This is a genomic window from Luteimonas sp. FCS-9 (assembly GCF_001014645.1).
Lineage (GTDB): Bacteria > Pseudomonadota > Gammaproteobacteria > Xanthomonadales > Xanthomonadaceae > Luteimonas.
This window is the reverse complement of sequence record NZ_LASZ01000003.1, coordinates 161,458-182,404: the sequence shown is the minus strand read 5'-3', so window position 1 is coordinate 182,404 and position 20,947 is coordinate 161,458. Positions and strand designations below refer to the sequence as shown.

At 70.0% G+C, this 20,947-nt stretch carries 18 protein-coding genes; 10 read left to right on the top strand and 8 right to left on the bottom strand.

Features of this window, described 5'->3' with window-relative positions; genetic code table 11:
• Positions 1 to 16 precede the first annotated feature (16 nt).
• The 5 genes from WQ56_RS17605 to WQ56_RS04090 all read left to right on the top strand — a co-directional run bounded on the left by WQ56_RS17605 (position 17) and on the right by WQ56_RS04090 (position 5,503).
• Complete coding sequence (locus WQ56_RS17605) at positions 17 to 334, top strand: hypothetical protein (RefSeq protein ID WP_156170308.1); 318 nt, start codon at positions 17 to 19, stop codon at positions 332 to 334.
• 103 nt (positions 335 to 437) lie between these two features.
• Entirely contained in the window at positions 438 to 2,318 is a 1,881-nt protein-coding gene (locus tag WQ56_RS04105; RefSeq protein ID WP_047135796.1) for an ABC transporter ATP-binding protein, read from the top strand.
• A gap of 83 nt (positions 2,319 to 2,401) precedes the next feature.
• Positions 2,402 to 4,078 (top strand): AarF/UbiB family protein, encoded by a 1,677-nt coding sequence (locus WQ56_RS04100; RefSeq protein ID WP_047135795.1) that lies wholly within the window; start codon positions 2,402 to 2,404, stop codon positions 4,076 to 4,078.
• 112 nt (positions 4,079 to 4,190) lie between these two features.
• A complete protein-coding gene (locus tag WQ56_RS04095) occupies positions 4,191 to 4,985 on the top strand; it encodes a ferredoxin--NADP reductase (RefSeq protein ID WP_047135794.1) in 795 nt (264 codons plus the stop codon).
• A 98-nt stretch (positions 4,986 to 5,083) separates the two neighbouring features.
• Positions 5,084 to 5,503: a universal stress protein gene (locus WQ56_RS04090; protein ID WP_047135793.1), complete on the top strand. Its 420-nt coding sequence runs from the start codon at positions 5,084 to 5,086 to the stop codon at positions 5,501 to 5,503.
• A 40-nt stretch (positions 5,504 to 5,543) separates the two neighbouring features.
• Here WQ56_RS04090 and WQ56_RS04085 read toward each other — a convergent pair whose 3' ends face one another.
• On the bottom strand, positions 5,544 to 6,050 hold the full coding sequence (locus tag WQ56_RS04085; RefSeq protein WP_047135792.1) for a glutathione peroxidase: 507 nt from the start codon (positions 6,048 to 6,050) through the stop codon (positions 5,544 to 5,546).
• Between the two features lie 275 nt (positions 6,051 to 6,325).
• Here WQ56_RS04085 and WQ56_RS04080 point away from each other — a divergent pair, with 275 nt between their 5' ends.
• The gene (locus WQ56_RS04080; protein WP_047135925.1) at positions 6,326 to 8,470 is read left to right on the top strand and encodes a M3 family metallopeptidase; all 2,145 of its coding nucleotides are present in this window, start codon (positions 6,326 to 6,328) and stop codon (positions 8,468 to 8,470) included.
• 577 nt (positions 8,471 to 9,047) lie between these two features.
• Positions 9,048 to 9,893: an NAD-dependent protein deacetylase gene (locus WQ56_RS04075; protein WP_047135791.1), complete on the top strand. Its 846-nt coding sequence runs from the start codon at positions 9,048 to 9,050 to the stop codon at positions 9,891 to 9,893.
• 3 nt (positions 9,894 to 9,896) lie between these two features.
• On the opposite strand, the gene WQ56_RS04070 is transcribed toward WQ56_RS04075, so the two are convergent.
• The 5 genes from WQ56_RS04070 to WQ56_RS04050 form a co-directional block, all read right to left on the bottom strand.
• Positions 9,897 to 10,715: a DUF3298 and DUF4163 domain-containing protein gene (locus WQ56_RS04070; protein WP_047135790.1), complete on the bottom strand. Its 819-nt coding sequence runs from the start codon at positions 10,713 to 10,715 to the stop codon at positions 9,897 to 9,899.
• A 155-nt stretch (positions 10,716 to 10,870) separates the two neighbouring features.
• Entirely contained in the window at positions 10,871 to 11,080 is a 210-nt protein-coding gene (locus WQ56_RS04065) for a cold-shock protein (protein WP_047135789.1), read from the bottom strand.
• Between the two features lie 394 nt (positions 11,081 to 11,474).
• Positions 11,475 to 12,428, bottom strand: coding sequence for a hypothetical protein (locus WQ56_RS17600; protein WP_052772828.1), 954 nt, complete (start codon positions 12,426 to 12,428; stop codon positions 11,475 to 11,477).
• A 106-nt stretch (positions 12,429 to 12,534) separates the two neighbouring features.
• A complete protein-coding gene (locus tag WQ56_RS04055) occupies positions 12,535 to 13,152 on the bottom strand; it encodes a rhomboid family intramembrane serine protease (RefSeq protein WP_047135788.1) in 618 nt (205 codons plus the stop codon).
• Positions 13,153 to 13,176: 24 nt separating this feature from the next.
• Positions 13,177 to 14,799: an oligopeptide:H+ symporter gene (locus tag WQ56_RS04050; protein WP_047135923.1), complete on the bottom strand. Its 1,623-nt coding sequence runs from the start codon at positions 14,797 to 14,799 to the stop codon at positions 13,177 to 13,179.
• 181 nt (positions 14,800 to 14,980) lie between these two features.
• Between WQ56_RS04050 and WQ56_RS04045 the strand changes: the two genes are divergently transcribed.
• The 3 genes from WQ56_RS04045 (at position 14,981) to WQ56_RS04035 (ending at position 18,191) form a co-directional block, all read left to right on the top strand.
• On the top strand, positions 14,981 to 16,762 hold the full coding sequence (locus WQ56_RS04045) for a M14 family metallopeptidase (RefSeq protein WP_047135787.1): 1,782 nt from the start codon (positions 14,981 to 14,983) through the stop codon (positions 16,760 to 16,762).
• 11 nt (positions 16,763 to 16,773) lie between these two features.
• Complete coding sequence (locus WQ56_RS04040) at positions 16,774 to 17,625, top strand: endonuclease/exonuclease/phosphatase family protein (RefSeq protein ID WP_047135786.1); 852 nt, start codon at positions 16,774 to 16,776, stop codon at positions 17,623 to 17,625.
• A gap of 209 nt (positions 17,626 to 17,834) precedes the next feature.
• Positions 17,835 to 18,191 carry a YbaY family lipoprotein gene (locus tag WQ56_RS04035; RefSeq protein WP_047135785.1) on the top strand — a complete coding sequence of 119 codons (357 nt, stop codon included), beginning with the start codon at positions 17,835 to 17,837 and terminating at the stop codon, positions 18,189 to 18,191.
• Between the two features lie 434 nt (positions 18,192 to 18,625).
• Here WQ56_RS04035 and WQ56_RS04030 read toward each other — a convergent pair whose 3' ends face one another.
• The gene (locus tag WQ56_RS04030) at positions 18,626 to 20,026 is read right to left on the bottom strand and encodes a replicative DNA helicase (RefSeq protein ID WP_047135784.1); all 1,401 of its coding nucleotides are present in this window, start codon (positions 20,024 to 20,026) and stop codon (positions 18,626 to 18,628) included.
• A gap of 465 nt (positions 20,027 to 20,491) precedes the next feature.
• On the bottom strand, positions 20,492 to 20,944 hold the full coding sequence (rplI, locus tag WQ56_RS04025) for a 50S ribosomal protein L9 (RefSeq protein WP_047135783.1): 453 nt from the start codon (positions 20,942 to 20,944) through the stop codon (positions 20,492 to 20,494).
• Positions 20,945 to 20,947 lie beyond the last annotated feature (3 nt).

Below are 20,947 nucleotides of genomic sequence, written 5' to 3'. Positions count from 1 at the left end.
CAACTCGGGAACCGGCTTGATCCAGATCAGGGCGCCGGGCCGGGTGCCGGTCCAGCATGGCCGCACCGCCCGCCCCCATCGTCCCGAGGACACCGCGATGCAGTTCAACATCCATCTCGACCGCCCGCAGATCGACATCGACGCCGTCGAGCGCCTGCTGCAGAACCTCGACCCCGCCGGCCTGGCCGACGTCGACATCACCGGCGTGCTGCGGGTGTCGACCACGGCCTCCGACGACGACCTGATCGCGATCCTCGCCAAGGCCGGCCATCCGATCCGCCCGAGCCAGGTCGAGCGCGTGGCCTCGGTGTGCTGCGGCGGCTGCAGCGGCTGAGCGCGCGCCGCCGGCCGTCGCCGGCGACACCCCGCCTGCGCCCGCCGTCGCCATCGCGCACCGGCGTGCCCGCGCCTCGACACCGGAGGCGCGAGAATGGGCCATGCCCACGTCCGCCTCCGCCCCCACCAAGCCCCATCGCACCGACGGCCGCCCCACCCTGCGCGAGCGCTTCGACGCGATGCGCAACCTGCGGCCCTTCCTCCGCCTGATCTGGCAGACCAGTCGCCCGCTGACGCTGGCCAGCCTCGGCCTGCGCCTGGTGCGCGCGTTCCTGCCTGTGGCGATGCTCTACGTCGGCAAGCTGATCATCGACGAGGCGATCCGCGTCGTCGCACTGGACGGCGGCGTCCCGACGCTCGCGCAGGCCTGGTCGAGCGGCACGCTCGACACGCTCGCCGGCCTGCTGGCGCTGGAGTTCGCGCTCGCGATCGGCTCCGACCTGCTCGGACGGCTGGTCAGCTATGCCGACGCGCTGCTCTCGGAGCTGTTCACCAATGCCACCAGCGTGCGGCTGATGGAACACGCGGCGACCCTCGACCTGGAGGACTTCGAGGACCCCGACCTGCAGGACAAGCTCGACCGCGCCCGCCGCCAGACCATGGGCCGCATGAACCTGATGGGCCAGCTGTTCGGACAGGTGCAGGACGCGATCACCGTCGCCAGCTTCGCGGTCGGCCTGCTGGTCTACGCGCCGTGGCTGATCCTGCTGCTGGCGGTCGCGCTGGTGCCCGCGTTCGTCGGTGAGTCGCACTTCAACGCGCTGGGCTATTCGCTCAACTTCCAGTGGACGCCCGAGCGTCGCCAGCTCGAGTACGTGCGCCAGACCGGTGCCAGCGTCGAGACCGCGAAGGAAGTGAAGATCTTCGGGCTGCACCGCTTCCTGATCGACCGCTACCGCACGCTGGCCGAGCGGTTCTTCCTGGCCAACCGCGCGCTCGCCAGGCGCCGGGCGCTGTGGGGCACGCTGCTGGCCGCGCTAGGATCACTTGGCTACTACGTCGCCTACGGCTACATCGCCTGGCGCACGGTGCGCGGCGATTTCACGATCGGCGACCTGACGTTCCTGGCCGGCAGTTTCCTGCGGCTGCGCCAGCTGCTCGAGGGCCTGCTGGTGGGGTTCTCGCAGGTCGCGGGCCAGGCGCTGTACCTGGACGACCTGTTCTCGTTCTTCGCGATCGAGCCGGAGATCGCCTCGCCGGCCGATCCGGCGCCGTTCCCGCAGCCGATCCGCCAGGGCTTCGTCTTCGAGAACGTCGGCTTCCGCTATCCCGGCAGCGAGCGCTGGGCGGTCCGCCACCTGGACTTCACGCTGCATGCCGGCGAGGTGCTGGCGCTGGTCGGCGAGAACGGCGCGGGCAAGACCACGCTGGTCAAGCTGCTGGCGCGGCTCTACGACCCCGACGAGGGCCGCATCCTGCTCGACGGGCGCGACCTGCGCGAGTACGACCTCGACGCGCTGCGTGCCAACACCGGCGTGATCTTCCAGGATTTCGTGCGCTACCACCTGACCGTCGGCGAGAACATCGGCGTGGGCCGCATGGAGGCGATGGACGACCGCGCACGCATCGCCGACGCCGCGCGCCGGGCGATGGCCGACGAGATCGTCGCCGGCCTGCCCGGTGGCTACGACCAGGTGATCGGCCGCCGCTTCCGCAACGGCGTCGACCTGTCGGGCGGGCAGTGGCAGAAGATCGCGATCGCGCGCGCCTACATGCGCGACGCCCAGGTGATGATCCTCGACGAGCCCACCGCCGCGCTCGATGCGCGCAGCGAGTACGAGGTCTTCCGCCGCTTCAAGGAACTCTCGCACCGGCGCACCGCGGTGCTGATCTCGCACCGTTTCTCCAGCGTGCGCATGGCCGACCGGATCCTGGTGCTCGAGCAGGGCCGGATCGAGGCCAGCGGCTCGCATGCGCAGCTGATGGCCGAGGGCGGCCGTTACGCCGAACTGTTCGAGCTGCAGGCGGCCGGCTATCGCTGAGCGCCCGGCGGGCCGCGGGCATCGGCCGTGAGCCGGCGTTGACGCCGCGCTGCGTAGGCTGCCCGCATCAACGGAGTCCAGCGATGACCGATACCCGCCAGGCGCTTGCGCGCAACGCGCAGATCCTGCGTTTCCTGATGAAGTACCGCAAGGCCGGGGTGCTGACCGGTTTCGACCTCGATGCGGCGACGGCGGAGGTCGACGAGGATCAGGTCGCCGGGCAGCCGGAAGCGTTCGTGGACGACCTCGAGGCGCTGGGCCCGACCTTCATCAAGATCGGCCAGGCGCTGTCGACGCGGCCGGACATGGTGCCGCCGGCCTACCTCGTCGCGCTGGAGCGGATGCAGGACGACGTCGCGCCGGTGCCGTTCCAGGTGATCCACGCGGCCGTCGAGGACGCGCTGGGCGTGCGCGTCAACAAGGTCTTCGACAGCTTCGACGAGACGCCGCTGGGCAGCGCGTCGCTGGCGCAGGTGCACCGCGCGACGCTGCGCGACGGCCGCAGCGTCGCGGTGAAGGTGCAGCGCCCGGGCATCGCCGAGCAGATCCGAGACGACCTCGACACCCTCGCCCGGCTGGCCGGCGGCGTCGACCGGGTCACCGACCTGGGCCGCCGCGTGCGGTTCGCCGACTGGGTCCACGAGTTCCGGCGCACGCTGCTGGCCGAGCTCGACTACCGAGTCGAGGCCGAGAACCTCGACCGGTTCGATGCGCATTTCGCCGCCTATCCGTCGCTGTTCGTGCCCAAGCCGATCTGGGACCTGACCCGGCCGCGGCTGCTGACGATGGAGCTGGTGGAGGGCACCAAGGTCACCTCGATCAGCGGCCTGCAGCGCACCGAGCGCGACATGGGGCCGCTGGCGACCGCGCTGCTGCACGGCTACCTCGACCAGGTGTTCGTGCACGGCGAGATCCACGCCGACCCGCATCCGGGCAACCTGCTCTACACCCGCGACGGCCGGCTGGCGCTGCTCGACCTGGGCATGGTCGCGCACGTGCCGCCGCGCACCCGCGAGCGCCTGCTCAAGCTGCTGTTCGCCGCCGTCGACGGCCGCGGCGAGCAGGTCGCCGCCGAGGGCATCGCGATGGGCACGCGCCTGGAGGACTTCGACGAGGAACGCTACTACCGCGACGTCGGCCAGCTGGTCGCGCGCTACGCCGCGCAGTCGGGCGCGACCGGCCAGACCGAGGGCCGGCTGGTGCTCGACCTGGTCCGCCTGGCCACGGCCTGCGGCCTGCGCACCGCGCCGGAGATGAGCCTGCTGGGCAAGACGCTGCTGCACCTCGAGTCGGTCGTGCGCACGCTGGCGCCCGAACTCGACATGAAGCGCGTCGTCGAGGCGCACCTCAACGACATGATGCGCCAGCGCTTGCGCAAGTCGCTCTCGCCCGCCAACCTCGCCAGCGAGATGATGGACCTGCAGGAACTGGTCCGCGAGGCGCCGCGCAAGGTGTCCAACGTGCTGTCGCTGCTGGCCGAGAACCGGCTGCGCGTGCGGCTGACCGGCCTCGAGGAGTCGCACCTGCTCGAGAGCCTGCACAAGATCGCCAACCGCATCGCGGCCGGCGTCGTCACCGCCGCGCTGATCCTCGCCTCGGCGCTGATGATGGACAACCCCGGCGGACCGCGGCTGTTCGGCTACCCCGCGATCGCGTTGCTGCTGTTCCTGACCGGTGCCGGGCTCGGCATCGCGATCGTGCTCAGCGCGCTGCTCGGCGACCGGCGTGCGCGCCCGAACGAGGAAAGCGGGCCGCACTAGGCGCCCACGTCATCGGTGGGCGACGGCACCCCGGCTGCGACACCGGGTCGCAGATGAGAACCGGTCTCATCGCTCTGCTATCATGGGCGGCTCCGCGTCACGCCTGCCTTCTATGTCCTCCGCCTTTGGTTCCGAAACGGTGCTGGACGTCCGTCACTGGACGGACGCCTACTTCAGCTTCACCACGACCCGCGACGACGGCTTCCGCTTCGACAACGGCCAGTTCGTGATGATCGGCCTGCAGGTCGAGGGCAAGCCGCTGCTGCGCGCCTACTCGATCGCCAGCGCGAACTGGGAGGAGCAGCTCGAGTTCTTCAGCATCAAGGTCGACAACGGCCCGCTGACCTCGCGCCTGCAGCACATCAAGCCCGGCGACCAGATCCTGGTCGGCCGCAAGCCGACCGGCACGCTGCTGATCCACGACCTGCACCCGGGCCGCAACCTGTACCTGCTGGGCACCGGCACCGGCTTCGCGCCGTGGCTTTCGGTGATCAAGGACCCGGAGACCTACGACCGCTTCGAGAAGGTGATCGTCACCCACGGCGTGCGTTCGGCGCAGGACCTGGCGTACCGCGACTACATCGTCAACGAGCTGCCGCGGCACGAGTTCCTCGGCGAGCAGATCTCGCGGCAGCTGCTGTACTACCCGGCCGTCACCCGCGAGGACTTCGTGTTCGACGGCCACAGCCACCGCGGCCGCCTGACCGAGCTGCTCGACAGCGGCCGCATGGCCGCCGACCTCGGCCTCGATCCGCTCGACCCGGCCTTTGATCGCGCGATGATCTGCGGCAGCCCGCAGATGCTGGCCGACTTCCGCGGCCTGCTCGACGCCCGCGGCTTCGAGGCCGCGCCGCGCATCGGCACGCCGGGCCAGTACGTGTTCGAGCGCGCGTTCGTCGAGAAATAGCCCGTGCCGCGGGGGCCGGTCCCGGCCGCGACGCGGCCGGTGACAGCGCCGGGCCCGCCCGATCTACAATCGGGCAGATCCCAGCAAGAGAACCCCGCATGAAGATCCTCGTCACCGTCGACGGCAGCGACATCAGCGCGCGCGCCCTCAAGTTCGCCGCCCGGCTGGCCAAGCAGGTCGACAAGGCCGCCGTCATCGTGCTGCACGTCGACCCGCCGGTGTTCCCGGGCGTGGAGCGCCGGATCGGCAAGGAGGCGGTGCAGAGCTACCACGCCGACAACCACGAGCATGCGCTGTCGGCGGCGCGCAAGGCGCTGGCGCGCAGCAAGGTCGAGATCGAAGAGGTCCGCGCGGTCGGCGAGATCGCCGAGACGATCCTGGCGGTCGCGCGCAAGCGCAAGGCCGAGCTGATCGTCATGGGCTCGCACGGCCGCGGCGCGGTCAAGGGCGTGCTGCTGGGCTCGGTCTCGTCGAAGGTCATCGCCCAGACCGACATCCCGGTCACGATCGTCCGCTGACTGGCACGGCCGGCGACGACCGCGCCGCCGGCCGCACGACTCAGGTCCCCGCGCCGCGCCGCCCTTCGTCCAGCACCGACTCGATGCGCCCGCGCAGCGCGGTCGGCGGCGTCGACGGCGCGTAGCGGGCGCGCACGCAGCCGTCGCGGCCGACCAGGAACTTGGTGAAGTTCCACTTGATCCGGCGCGTCCCCAGCAGGCCGCGCTTCTGCCCCCGCAGCCAGGCCCACAGCGGATGCGCGTGGGGACCGTTGACCTCGACCTTGGCGAACATCGGGAAGTCGACCGCGTAGTTCAGCGCGCAGAAGCTGCGGATGTCTTCGGCCTCGCCCGGCTCCTGGTGGCCGAACTGGTCGCACGGAAAGCCGAGCACGACCAGCCCGCGGTCGCGGTACTGCTGCCACAGCCCCTGCAGGCCGGCGTACTGCGGCGTGAACCCGCATCGCGAGGCGACGTTGACGATCAGCAGCACGCGGTCGGCGAAGTCCGACAGCGGCTGGTCGGCGCCGTCGAGCGTACGGGCGGTGAAGTCGTGGACGGTGGTCATGCCGGGACGCCGCGCGCTGGGAGACGCCTGAGTCTGCCGCAGAATGCACGGTCGAGGCGACCGCCGGATCGCTACGGCGCGGTGCGCCGGATGACAATCGACATGACGATTCCATCCCATCCTGTTGATTTTCAAGAGTTGCCTGGACGCGGACTTCCGGCACGGTCGGTGCAGCGCACGATCGGCTAGCCTAGTCGGTCACGTCACCCGGAGAGTCACCCTTGCTCAAGCACCCGCTTGCCGTCGCGCTGTGTGCGGCCCTTGCCGTGTCCGCCCTGCCCGCCTTCGCCCAGTCCTCGGCCGCGGCCGCGACCACGCCTGCCGCCAGCGCCCAGCGCCCGGCCGACAATCCGCTGTTCGTCGAGAGCACGCTCGACCTGCGCTACCCGCGCTTCGACCTGATCCAGGACGCGCATTTCGGCCCGGCCTTCGACGCGGGCATGGCCGAGAACCTGCGCGAGATCGCGGCGATCGCCGACAATCCCGAGCCGCCGACGTTCGACAACACGATCGTCGCGCTGGAGAAGTCCGGCGGGCTGCTGTCGCGCGCGCGCCGGATCTTCGGCAACCTCAACGGCACCGACACCAACGACGCACGCAAGCGCATCGACGCCGACTATGCGCCGAAGTTCGCCGCGCACCGCGACGCGATCATGCTCAATCCCAAGCTGTTCGCCCGGGTCGACGCGCTGTACAAGAACGTCGGATCGCTGGGCCTGGACGCCGAGGGCCAGCGGCTGGTCGAGCGCTACCACACGATGTTCGTCCGCGCCGGCGCCAACCTGACCGAGGCGCAGAAGGAGCAGATGCGGCGCATCAACGCCGAGTCGGCCAAGCTCTCGACGACCTTCAGCCAGAACGTGCTCAACGAGGTCAACGATTCGGCGGTCGTCGTCGACACCGTGGCCGAGCTCGACGGCATGACCGAGGCGCAGATCGCGGCCGCCGCCGACGCCGCCAAGGCGCGCGGCCTGGAGGGCAAGTACGTCATCACCCTGCTCAACACCACGGGCCAGCCGCCGCTGCCGCAGATCAACAACCGGGCACTGCGCGAGCGCATCCACAAGGCCTCGGTCGCCCGCGGCAGCCGCGGCAACCAGTACGACAACACCGAGGTCATCGCGCAGATCCTCAAGCTGCGCGCCGAGCGCGCGAACCTGATGGGCTACCCGAACCAGGCCGCCTTCATCCTCGAGGACTCGACCGCCGGCACTGTCGAGGCCGTCAACGCGATGCTCGGCCAGCTGGCGCCGGCCGCCGTCGCCAACGCCAAGCGCGAAGCGGCCGAGCTGCAGGCGATGATCGACCGCGAGCAGGCCGCCAAGGGCGAGCCGTCGTTCCAGCTCGAGCCCTGGGACTGGGCCTACTACTCGGAAAAGGTCCGCCAGGACAAGTACAGCTTCGACGACGCGCAGCTCAAGCCCTACTTCGAGATGAAGAACGTGCTGGAGAACGGCGTGTTCTTCGCGGCGACCAAGCTCTACGGCATCACGTTCAAGGAACGCACCGACCTGCCGAAGTACCACCCCGACACCTGGACCTACGATGTCTTCAATGAGGACGGCAGCCAGCTGGCGATCTTCATCTACGACCCCTATGCGCGCCCGTCCAAGCGCGGTGGCGCGTGGATGAACTCCTACGTCTCGCAGTCCGAGCTCGACGGCACGCTGACGGTCACGGCCAACCACCAGAACATCCCCAAGCCGCAGGCCGGGCAGCCGACGCTGCTGACCTGGGACGAAGTGACCACGATGTTCCACGAGTTCGGCCACGCGCTGCACGGCATGTTCTCGGACGTGAAGTACCCGTTCTTCAGCGGCACCAGCGTGCCGCGCGACTTCGTCGAGTTCCCGTCCCAGGTCAACGAGATGTGGGCCGACTGGCCGGAAGTGCTGGCCAACTACGCCAAGGACTACCGCACCGGTGCGCCGATGCCGGCCGAGCTGCTGGAGAAGGTGCAGGCGGCCGCGAAGTTCAACCAGGGCTTCGCGACCACCGAGTACCTGGGGTCGGCGATGCTCGACCAGTACCTGCACCAGTTGCCGGCCGATCAGCTTCCGAAGGCCGACGAGGTCATGGCGACCGAGGCCGCCGCCCTCAAGGCGGCCGGCCTGGACTACGCGCCGGTACCGCCGCGTTACCGCACGCCGTACTTCAGTCACATCAACGGCGGCTACGCGGCCGGCTACTACGCCTACATCTGGTCGGAGGTGCTCGACGCCAACACCGTGCAGTGGATCGAGCAGAACGGCGGCCTGACCCGCGCCAACGGCGACCGCTTCCGCAGCACCCTGCTGTCGCGCGGCGGCAGCAAGGACACCAAGCAGCTGTTCCTGGACTTCACCGGCCACGAACCGCAGATCGAGCCCCTGCTGATCAAGCGCGGCCTGGCGCCCGATCCGAAGGACGCGGCGAACTGATCGCTCACCGCGATGCGTGACCAGAACGCCCGGCTCTGCGCCGGGCGTTCTGCTTTCTGGCGCCGCTCCCATTGCGAGAATGGAAGCACCACCTTGGATAGGCAGCGGCCTGCCAGCCGGAAGCCGCTCTCCCCTCGGTCAAGGCATCCTGCCTTGACTCGGGCGCGCGCCATCCATGGCGCGCTTGACGCAGCCACCGGCTGCCAGTCCACTGCGGTGGACGTCGGCAACCCGACTTCGGGGAGATACAGAGTCGCCCCCATAAGAAGTCGCGTACTGTCGGCCTCAGGTGCGTCGTGCTGGCCGGGGATTGCGATAGCGGGCCATGGATGGCCCGCGGCGGCGAGTCAGCCAGGGATGGCTGACCGAGCCGGGAGCAGTCCCCGGCCGGCGCGACGCTCGCTCCGGAGCCGAACGCCACAATCGAGTGAGCAGAAGCAGGATTTTCCTGACTCCGGTGAAGACCTCGCTTCTGGTGGAGCCTGCGTTCGCTCGCGGACCGACTTCACCGGGAAGGCCGTTTCGCGCGCGAGCGCGCAAACCTACGAAAAGCAGAAGCCCGGAGTAGCATGGCCGCATGTCCGCGATCCACCTCGACGCCACCGAAGCCACCGACGCCCCCGAGCGCCTGCGCGACTGGCTCGACGGATTCCGGCGCGTGTTCGTGCTCACCGGCGCCGGCATCAGCACAGGCTCCGGCATTCCCGACTACCGCGACACCGACGGCGCCTGGAAGCGGCCCGCGCCGGTGACCTGGCAGGCCTTCACCGGCGACCCGGCGATCTACCGCCGCTACTGGGCGCGCAGCTTCGTCGGCTGGCCGCGGTTCTCCGCCGCCCGTCCGAACGCCGCGCACCGTGCATTGGCCGCGCTCGGCCGCGACGGCCCGGTCGCCACGCTGCTGACGCAGAACGTCGATGGATTGCACGAGATCGCCGGCAGCCGGGCGGTCATCGACCTGCACGGCAGGCTCGACCGGGTCGTCTGCCTGGGCTGCGGCGACGCAATGCCGCGCGAGGCGTTGCAGCCCCGGCTCGCCGCCGACAATCCGGGCTGGCACCCCGGCGCGGCCGCGATGGCGCCCGATGGCGATGCCGACATCGCCGTGGAGGCGGAGGCCGCATTCGTGCCGCCCACCTGTTACCGCTGCGGCGGACTGCTCAAACCCGACGTCGTGTTCTTCGGCGAGAACGTGCCCAGGGCCCGGGTGCAGGCCGCGCAGGCGGCGCTCGCGGCGAGCGACGCGATGCTCGTCGTCGGCTCGTCGCTGATGGTCTATTCGGGCTTCCGCTTCGCGAAGATGGCCGCCGACGCCGGCCTGCCGCTCGCGATCCTCAACCGCGGCATCACGCGCGCCGATGCGCTGGCCACGCTGCGGCTCGACGCCGAGATCGGCCGCACGCTGGGCGCGCTGACGGCCTGAGGCTCAGCCGGCGACGAACAGATCCCGGTACTTCGGCGCGACGTGCGGAAGCAGCACCGCCGCCGGTACCTCGACGGTCTGCATGCCGTCCGAGTAGGGCCCGACCTGGTACGGCGGGAACACGAAGCGCAGACCCGCGAGCCTGCCGCCCGGTCCGGCGATCGGCTCGAACTGCTGGTAGTTGGCCACGTCCGGGCGCGCGCCCTCGTCGATCATCTTGCCGGCGGTGCGCATCAGCCGGCTGCGCTCGGCCGGATCGAGCTCGTCGGCATCGATCCGCTGCGACAGCGCGGCGTGCAGCTGCTCGCGGACGTAATCCGAGACCACCTGCCAGTCGCCCGCGTCGTCGATCAGTTCGTCGGCGGTGAGCAGCATCTCCTCGCGCACCAGCCAGACGAAACGCGCGATGATCGGGTTGTCGTGCGCACCACCGGTATAGCTGCCGCCATCGGCCGCGATGGCCAGGATCCGGGGGCTGTCGAGCAGCGTGCTGAAGCTCAGCGACAGGTCGTAGGTGATGCCGGGCTGCTGGTCGGCGCCGGGCAGCGCCTCCTTGAGCTCGTCGCGGGCCGCCTGCGCGAAGCGGTGCAGCTCCGCGGCCAGGCCCGGGTACTTGTTGGCCTCGGGCGGATAGCTGATGCCGACGATGTAGCGCGGGTCCATCTCGACCACGTCCTCGAGCTTGGCCGGGACTTCCGACAGCGGTTGCACCGCCCCGGCATCCGGCGTCGCGGGGTCGGCGGCCGGCTGCGCCGGCACGGGAACCTCGCGCTGGCAGGCCAGCAGCAACATCGGCAACACGCACAGCACCATCCGTCTCATCGCATCGATCCTCGGGCCGCCACGCGGCAATGGAACTCACGGAACGCTAACGGCGTCGACGTGCCCTCGTCGTGACGATCCGGGCCGCGACCACGCATACGAAAAGGCCCCGGACGTTACCGTCCGGGGCCGGATCCAGCAGACGCTGCGGGCGATTAGATCGCCTGCACCTCGTCGGCCTGCAGGCCCTTCTGGCCCTGCACGACCTTGAAGGAGACCTTCTGGCCTTCCTGCAGCGACTTGAAGCCGGTGCCCTGGATCGAGCGGAAGTGGACGAACAGGTCCTGCCCGCTTTCCGGGGTGATGAAGCCGAAGCCCTTGGCATCGTTGAACCACTTGACGGTTCCGGTCTGACGCTCAGACATTGTGTTACTCCTTGAAGCAGTTTGGTCATTGGAACACGACGACCGGCGCTGTTTGGATGGCCGGGTGCCGCGACTGTCTAGCAAGGGGTAACGCGAAAGCGATGGAGCGGATCGTCCCGACCGGAACCCCGGCCGTCGTGAGATTGGATCTACCGCATCGGAGCCACGATGTACCGTGATCCCGCCTTGAACAGTTCGCGCACGATACCGCAATTATCGGCCGAAATGTGAACAGGGAGACGGACCGTCCCGGCCGGACGCCCCGTCTCCCGTCGCCGGCCCGGCGGCAGGCCCTCGCCGCGCCGGTCCGGTGCGTGCAGTCGCTGGATCGGGACGCGCCGTGTGCGCGACACGACGCATCGCCGCCAGCCCGCACCTGCGCCCGATGCGCGGCTTAGTCGGGTGCGCTGCGGCGGTCGCGCTTGCCCTGGTTCTTGCGATCGCGCGTACTGCTGCTGCCGTTGATCGAGGCCTGCCGGCTCTCGGCGGCATGCAGTTCCAGCGCCTTGGCGCGCGCCTGCGGCGACTGGAACCCGGCGGTGGCCGGCGCCGCGCCATCGCCGTCGATGCCCTCCCACGGCTTGGGCGTGCGCGCCTCGGCCGTGCGCTGTTCGGGCAGCTGTCGCGTGTTGTCGAGCGCCTGTTCGGGCGAGATGCGCGCTGCGCGCCTGGGCTTGCGCACGGCCGACGCCGCGGCGTCCTTGCCCGCGCCCGCCGGCTTGCGGGGCGCGGGCGACGGGGCCGGCATCGTCCGGGCGCGCTTGCCGCCATCGGTCGTTGCAGCTGCGGCGCGGCGCGCGGGCGCCTGTTTCGCACCGGTCTTTGCAGCCTTCGCGGTCTTCGCGGTCTTCGCAGCCTTCGTGGTCGTTGCGGTCTTGGCTGCCGCCCCGGCCTTCGCGATCCGCCGGCCCGCCGTCTTCGCTGCGGCGCTGCCCGACTTCGCGGCCGGCGTGCGCGCGGTGGCTGCGGTACGGGATGTCGACGCGGGCTTGGCCGCCTTCTTCGCGACCTTGCGCGTCGTCGCGCCCGCCGCCCGGGCGGCCTTCGCGCTGTCCTTCTGGCGCGTCTCGAAACGGCCCAGGATGTCGGACAGCAGCTCGGCCTTCTCGCCGGTGCGTGCATTGGCCTGGCCGCTGCGTCCGGACTTGCTGCCCGACGCCGTGCGCGAGGCGAGCCGCTGCCGTTTCTCCAGGTCGCGCGCGCGGTCCCGGGCGGTGCGCGCGCGCGTCACCAGCTTCGCGAGCTGGGCATCGCTGTGGCCACGTACCGCGTTCGCGCGGCTCGCGTCGTACAGCCCCATCTCGGTCTTGTTGAGCAGGCTGGTGGCTTTCGCTCGGGTCACTGCCATGGACATGCACTCCGTCTGGTGGATGTGCGCCCAGGCATAGCATGCGCCGCATGCAAGGCCGGTGATCGGCGCGCCGCGTATGCGCGCGCCGTCGCGGCGTTTCCGCCTAGAAGAACGAAGGCGACATCAGGCGATCGAGGAACGCGCCCAGTACGCGCGGTTCCATCATCACGGTGAACAGCACGCCATAGCCCGCGCCCCACAGGTGCGCGCTGTGGTTGATGTTGTCGCCGCCGCGGCGGTCCATCCAGATGCTGTAGCCGACGTAGCACACGCCGAACACGATCGCGGGCATCGGGATGAAGAACACCAGCAGCATCGACCAGGGGCTGAGCAGGATCGAGGCGAACAGCACCGCCGACACCGCGCCCGACGCGCCCAGGCTGCGGTAGTGCGGGTCGTGGCGGTGGCGCAGGTAGGTCGGCAGGATCGCGACCAGGATCGCCGACAGGTAGAACAGCAGGAAGCCGACCGGCCCGATGTACGGCGCGAACGCGCGCTCGATGCCGCCGCCGAAGAAGAACAGCGTGATCATGTTGAAGATCAGGTGCTGCCAGTCGGCGTGGATGAAACCGTGCGTCAGCAGCCGGTCGTACTGGCGATGCCGGTCGACCGCCGGTGGCCACAGGATCAGCCGGCCGAGCAGTTGCGGCTTCTCGAACGCCTGCCATGACACCACCGCGGTGACGACGATGAGCAGCAGCGTGACGGGGGCGAGGTTCATCGGGCGGGCTTCCGGAAGGACGGATCAGGCGACACGGTAGTGGTCCTGCATGGGATAGCGCCGCGCGTAGGCCGCGAACGCCAGGGCGGCCAGGAACGCGAAGCCGGCGAAGAAGAACATCAGGAACGCGTTCTCGCTCAGGCCCGAGGACGCGATGTACGCGGTCACCGCTTCATTGCGCACGCCGGCATTGGTTAGCAGCACCCACAGGCTGCCGAACGTGCTGGTCAGGTACCAGAACGCCATGATCACGCCCTTCATCGCCTGCGGCGCCTGGCTGTAGGCGAACTCCAGCGCGGTCGCCGACACCAGCACCTCGCCGAAGGTCAGCAGCAGGTACGGCAGCGACTGCCAGGCCAGCGAGACCTGCTCGCCGCCGTCGATCCACAACTGGATCGCGCCGGCCGCGATCCACGCCACGCCCGAGAACGCGATGCCCCAGCCCATGCGGCGCAACGGGGTCACCGACAGGCCCATCGCGCGCAGCGCCGGGTACAGCACCAGGTTGTTGAACGGGGTCAGCAGCATCACCAGCAGCGGATTGAGCGCCTGCATCTGCGCCGCGTCCTGGATCAGCCAGCTCGGCCACCACCAGGCCGCGTGCGGGATCACCATCTCGCGCCCCTGGATGATCCAGGTCGAGGCCTTCTGGTCGAACAGCGACCAGAACGGCGTGACCAGCGCGAACACGATCAGGATCCGCAGCACCGCGCGCACGCCGTCGACGGCCGCGTCGGGGTGCGAGCCGCGGGCGCGCTCGAGCTGCATCGACGCGCCCACGCCACCGGCGGCGATGATCACGCCCAACGCCAGGCAGGCCGAGATCACGAAGTTGAAGGACTCGGCCCACGCGGCCGGGATCGCACCCAGCGCCGACAACGCCCACAGCGCGAGCAGCAGCGCCGCCACCGCGATGCCGAACAGCGCGACCAGCAGGCCGGGCCGGCCGGCACCGGGACGCTCGGCGCGCAGCGCGGTCTTGACGACCTCGAAGAACGCGTGCGGGTCGCGCCCGGCCGGCGGCACGTCGATGTAGCGCCGGCGCCCGAGCCAGAACACGAACGTGGCGATGAACATCAGCACGCCCGGGATGCCGAACGCGACCGCCGGCCCGAAGTGGCGCAGGAACAGCGGCGCCAGCAGGGACGCGAAGAACGAGCCGAAGTTGATGATCCAGTAGAACGCGTCGAAGACGAGCTTGGCCTTGTCCTTGTTGCTCTGATCGAACTGGTCGCCGCAGAACGAGACCACCAGCGGCTTGATGCCGCCCGAGCCGAGCGCGATCAGGAACAGGCCGGTGTAGAAACCCGCGGCATTGTTCTCGAACAGCGCCAGGCACGCGTGGCCGGCGCAGTAGATCAGCGAGAACCACAGGATGGTGTGGTACTTGCCGAAGAACCGGTCGGACAACCACCCGCCCAGCAGCGGGAAGAAGTACACGCCGATCACGAACATGTGGAAGATGTCCTTGGCCGCGCCGTCGCGCTCCGGCCCCTCGGGCAGGTAGGCCAGCAGCACCGAGCTGATCAGGAACGGCACCAGGATGTTGCGCATCCCGTAGAAGCTGAAGCGCTCGCAGGCCTCGTTGCCGATGATGTAGGAGATCTGGCGGGGCATCCGGCCCGCAGTGGTCTGGACGGTCGTCATCGGCGCGTCGGTGCAGTCTGGGAGCCGCACAGCCTACCCGATCCGCGCCCCGCGCCCGCGCCCTGCCATGCCGGCCGGACCACGGCAAGTGCCGGGCGCTGGGCCGCCGATCGCGACGCATGCCCTTGGGCCCGCGGGCGCCGCCGGGCATCATGCGCCATCGCTCTCCCGGATCGCCGCCATGCCCCGCCGCCCCCTCCTGCCGCTGTTGCTCGCCGCCGCGCTCGCCACGCCGCTGTCGATCGCCGCGAAGCCCGACGATCCGCGCATCACGGCCTCCGAGCGCAGCGGTTTCGTCGAGACCGGCCGCTACGACGAGGTCGTCGCGCTGTGCGCGCCCTTCGCCCGCCTGCATCCGGACGCGGTGCGCTGCACCTCCTTCGGCACCACGCCCGAGGGCCGTCCGATGCAGGTGCTGGTCGTCAGCCGCAGCGGCACGCTCGATCCCGCCCAGGCACGCGCCCAGGGCATTCCGGTCGTGCTGGTCCAGGGCGGCATCCATGCCGGCGAGATCGACGGCAAGGACGCCGGCTTCCTGGCGCTGCGCCAGGTCCTCGACGGCGACGCCGCCCCTGGCGCGCTCGATGCGCTGGTCTGGGTGTTCGTGCCGGTGTTCAGCGCCGACGGCCATGAGCGTTTCGCGGCCTGGAACCGCCCCAACCAGCGCGGCCCGCGCGAGATGGGCTGGCGCACCACTGCGCAGAACTACAACCTCAACCGCGACTACGCCAAGGCCGACTCGCCGGAGATGCAGGCGATGCTGGCGCTGGTCGAGGCCTGGGATCCGATCGCCACCGTGGACCTGCATGCCACCGACGGCGCGCAGTTCGAGCACGACATCGCGGTGCAGGTCGAGCCGGTGCATTCGGGCGACGCGGCGATGCGCACCGTCGGGCGCGCATTCCGCGATGCGGTCATCGACGACCTCGCGCGCGGCGGCGCGCTGCCGCTGCCGTACTACCCCTCCTTCGTGGAATCCGACGACCCGGCCTCGGGCTTCGAGGACGGCGTGTCGCCGCCGCGGTTCTCGACCGGCTACTTCCCGCTGCGCAACCGGCTGGCGATGCTGATCGAGACGCACTCGTGGAAGCCCTACCCGGTCCGCGTGGCGCTGACCCGCGACACCGTGGTCTCGGTGCTCGAGCAGATCGCCCGTCATGGTCGCGACTGGATGCGCGTGGCCGCCGACGCCGACGCGCGCGCCGCCGCGCTTGGCGGCACGCCGCTGCCGCTGGACTGGAAGGCCACGACACGCGCGCGGATGGTCGACTTCCGCGGCTACGCCTACACACGCACGCTGTCGGAAGTCTCGGGCGCGCTGATGACGCGCTACGACGAAACCACGCCGCAGATCTGGCGGGTGCCGCTGCGCGACGAGGTCGTGCCGTCGCTGACCGTCGCGCTGCCGCGTGCGGGCTACGTGGTGCCGGCCGCGCACGCGGCCGGCGTCGCCCAGGCGCTCGACCGGCACGGCATCGCCCACACGACGCTCACGCACGCGCATCCCGATTTCGCGGTCGAGACCTTCCGCGCCGAACGCACCGCGTTCGGCGGCGCCCCGGTCGAGGGCCACCAGCGGCTCGCGCTCGAAGGCAGCTGGCGCGCCGAGCGGCAGGACATCGGTGCCGGCGCGCTGTACGTGCCGATCGCCCAGCCGCGGGCGCGCCTGGTCGCCGCGCTGCTCGAGCCGCAGGCCCCCGACTCGCTGGCCGCCTGGGGCCGTTTCAACAACCACTTCGAGCGCAAGGAGTACATGGAGGACTACGTCGCCGAGGCGGTCGCGCGCGAGATGCTGGCAGCCGATCCGGCGCTCGCCGACGCGTTCCGGGCCCGGCTGCGCGACGACCCGGCGTTCGCCGCGGATCCGCGCGCGCGGCTGGAGTTCTTCTATCGCCGGCACAGCGCATGGGATGCGCGCTACAACCTCTACCCCGTCGTCCGTACCGACCTCGCCCCCGAATGACCGGAGCCACCATGTCCTTGTCCCGTCTATTGCGTCGCTGCCTGCTGGCGGCGCTGTCGCTGTTCGTCCTTGCCGCCTGCGCCGGTCCCGGGGGCGCCAAGCCCGAACCGGCGGCGCCGCGCACGCTGGACGTGGTCACGCTCAACATCTACCACGACAAGGCCGACTGGCCGAAGCGGCTGCCTCTGATCGTCGAGCAGCTGCGCGCGCTCGATCCGGACATCGTGGCGCTGCAGGAGGTGCTGCAGACGCAGACGCTGCGCAACCAGGCGCAGACCATCGCCGCCGAGCTCGGCTATGCGGTGCAGTTCGTCTCGACCGATCCCACCGACCAGGCGCATCGCTACGGCAACGCGCTGCTGACCCGGCTGCCGGTGCAGGCGCAGGCCTGGCACCGGCTGCAGCCACACGACGACTCGCGCAGCATCGGCCATGCGCGCCTGGACGTCGACGGTCGCCCGCTCGACGTCTACTTCACCCACCTGCACTGGACGCTGGAGGGCGGCGCGATCCGCGAGCGCCAGGTCGCCGATGCGCTGGACTTCGTGTCGCGCACCTCGGGAGACACCCCGGCGCTGTTGCTGGGCGACTTCAACGCGCCGGCCGGCGCGCCCGAATTCGCGGCATTGCGCGACGGCTACGTCGACGCCTATGGCGCGCGGCATCCGGATGCGGACCGCGCGGGCGTGACCACGCTCAACCCGCACTTCTTCGACTACCGCTCGCGGATCGACCTGGTGCTCGCGCAGACGGGACGGTTCGAGATCGAGGACGCGCGCGTGGTGCTCGACCGGCCGGGTGCGGACGGCACCTGGCCGTCCGACCACTTCGGCACCTGGGTCCGACTGCGCCTGCGCCCGTGAGCGCCGCCGGCCGGTCGTTGCGCCGCCGTTGCGCCGGCGGCGCGCATGCTGGCCGGCATCGCCGCCCCGGAGCCCGCCCGATGTCCCCGTCCCGCCCGTTCCGTTTCCTGTGCCGCATCGCCGCGGCGTCGCTGCCGGTCGCGCTGCTCGGCGCCTGCCAGACCCCCGCTGCCATTCCCGCCTCCGCTGTCGCTGCAGGAGCGCCGCCCATGACCGCATCCGTGCCGCAGCCATCGGTCGTCCTGCAGGGCGAGGCGGTGTACTTCGAGAAGATCCTGATGCCCGCCGGCTCGCGGCTGGACGCCCGCCTGGTCGATCCGGCCCGCACCGGCGACGCGCGCGTGCTCGCCGAACGCAGCACGACCGTCGGTGCGGGGCCCTACGAGTTCGAACTCGAGGTGCCGCGCGCGCGTCTGCGCGAAGGCGACCGTTATGGTGTCGAGGTCATGGTGGCGATGCCCGACGGGACCCCGCGGTTCCGAACCCGGAGCCCCGAACCGGTGGCGATCGGCGCGACGAGTACCGACCTCCACATCGGACGCATCCGGCTGGAGATCCTGCCCTGATACGTCGCCGCGCCTCTGGGCGCGAGGGCCGTCCCGCGAACGCCCTCGCGCGCGAGCGCGCTCCTACGGTTGACGACCGCGCGGGTCGATGCGCCTGCTCCCACCCGACGACACGCAGGCCCCGCCCACCCGTAGGAGCGCCCTTGGGCGCGATGGGCCATCCTGCGAACGCCAATCGCGCGCGAGCGCGCGCCTACGGTTGACGACCGCGCGGGTCGAGGCACCTGCCCCCACCCGGCGACACACTAGCCCCGCCCGCCCGTAGGAGCGCCCTTGGGCGCGATGCGCCCTCCGGCGGATGCGTTCGCGCGCAAACGCGCGCCTACGGTTCCGATCAACGCGACGACCGCCGATTCGGGTCGACACAACGGTCACCGGCCGTCGCGACGCCATTCCTGCGATGCGGCGCTTCCGGGGCGCGTCGCAAATGCGGGCTACTCGAAGCTTCCGATGGAATCGTGCGAGAGGTTGTCGAAGCGCGTGTACTCGCCGAAGAACTTCAGCTTCACCGAGCCCGTCGGGCCGCTTCGCTGCTTGCCGATGATGATCTCGGCCAGTCCCTTGTCCGGCGAGGTTTCCTTGTTGTAGTAGTCGTCACGGTAGATGAAGATGATGATGTCGGCGTCCTGCTCGATCGCGCCGGATTCGCGCAGGTCGGCCATCACCGGCCGCTTGTCGGCGCGCGTCTCCAGCGAGCGGTTGAGCTGGGAGAGCGCGATCACCGGCACGTTGAGTTCCTTGGCTAGGCCCTTGAGCGACCGCGAGATCTCCGAGATCTCGGTCGCACGGTTCTCGCTGTTGCCCGGCACCGACATCAGCTGCAGGTAGTCGATCACCACTAGGCCCAGGTCGTGCTCGCGCTTGAGTCGACGGCACTTGGCGCGCAGCACGTCCGGGCCCAGGCCCGGCGTGTCGTCGATGAAGATCTTGGTCTCCTTGAGCATGCGGATCGCGCTGCTCACCCGGCTCCAGTCCTCGTCCTCGAGCTGGCCGGTGCGCAACCGGGTCGCGTTGACGCGGCCGTTGGACGAGATCAGGCGCAGCGCGAGCTGGCTGGCCGACATTTCCATCGAGAACACGCCGACCGCCTTCTTGGTCTTGATCGCCGCGTATTCGGCGATGTTGAGCGCGAAGGTGGTCTTGCCCATCGCCGGGCGCGCGGCCAGGATGATCAGGTCGGTCGGCTGCAGGCCGGCGGTCATCTCGTCGAATTCGGTATAGCCGGTCGGCAGCCCGGTCACCCCGCCGCCGTTGTTGTAACGGGTCTGCAGCACGTCGAAGGCGTCGGCCATCGCCTTGTTGATCGCGGTGAAGTCGCTGCGCCCCTGCGCGCCGGCCTCGGCGATCTTGAAGACCTGCTGCTCGGCCTTGGCCAGGATCTCGCTGCTGTCGCGCCCCTCGGGCTGGAAGCCGTCGTTGACGATCTCGGTACCGACGTCGATCAGCTGACGCAGGATCGCCTTGTCGCGCACGATCTCGGCATAGGCGCGGATGTTCGCCGCCGACGGCGTCGTGCTCGCCAGCTCACCCAGGTACGCGCCACCGGCGACCAGCTCCGACAGTCCATTGGACTCGAACCACTCGCCCAGCGTCACCGCATCGAACGGCTTGTTCTTCTCGGCCAGTTCCTGGATCGCGGCGTAGATCTTCTGGTGATCGCGCCGGTAGAAATCCTCGGACACCAGCAGGTCGGCGATCCGGTCGTAGGCATCGGGCACCAGCATGAGGCCGCCGAGCACGGCCTGCTCGGCCTCGACCGACTGCGGCGGAATGCGCAGCTGTTCGACGCGCGCATCGGCACGGTGGTCATTGCGGTACTCGGGACGTGCGGACATGGCGGTCGACTTCGGAAAGAACGGACTACGGCGAGTGGCATGCTAGATCGCGGGCCTGTGGACACGCGACCCCATAACCTGTGGATAAGATTTCAGCGCACCGAAACATCACGCTTGCTCGGGATGGTCTCGCTGCCTGCGACGCGGCTGTCTCTGCGGCAACAGCGTGCACCGTGGCTTGTTGATCCGGACTCCATTCCTAGGACCCAATGGAAATCGCGAGCATGACATCCGCGAGCGGTGGACTGGCGGGCAGTGGCCGCGCCAAGCGCGCCATGGATGGTGCGCGCCCGAGTCAGGGCAGGATGCCCTGACCGAGGGACAAGCGGCTACTGACCGGCAGGCCACCCCAACCGAAGCCCGCCGTCAGGCCGTCAAGATAACGACAAGGCGCCGAACCAACAGACAGCCCAAACGAAAACGGGCGCCTTGCGGCGCCCGTCCAGGACCACCCGATCCGATGGATCAGGCGACCTCGCCTTCGATGATCACCTTGACCGTGGTCTCGGCGTCGGCGTGCAGATGGACCACCACCTCGTACTCGCCGGTGTTGCGGAACGCGCCCTCGCCGAGCACGACCTCCGACTTCTCGACCGGGGCGACGGCCTTGGTCAGCGCCTCGGCGATCTCGCGCGGGCCGACCGAACCGTAGAGCTTGCCTTCGGTCGACGCATTCGCGTAGACGGTCACGCTGGCGCCCTCAAGCTGGGTCAGGCGCGACTGCGCCTCGTCGAGCTGGGCCTTGGCCTTGGCCTCGTACTCGGCGCGGCGGGTCTCGAACTCGGCCAGGTTGGCCTCGGTCGCCGGCACAGCCTTGCCCTGGGGCACGAGGTAGTTGCGGCCGTAGCCCGGCTTGACGTTGACCTTGTCGCCAAGGTTGCCGAGGTTGGTGACCTTCTGGAGAAGAATCAGCTGCATGGA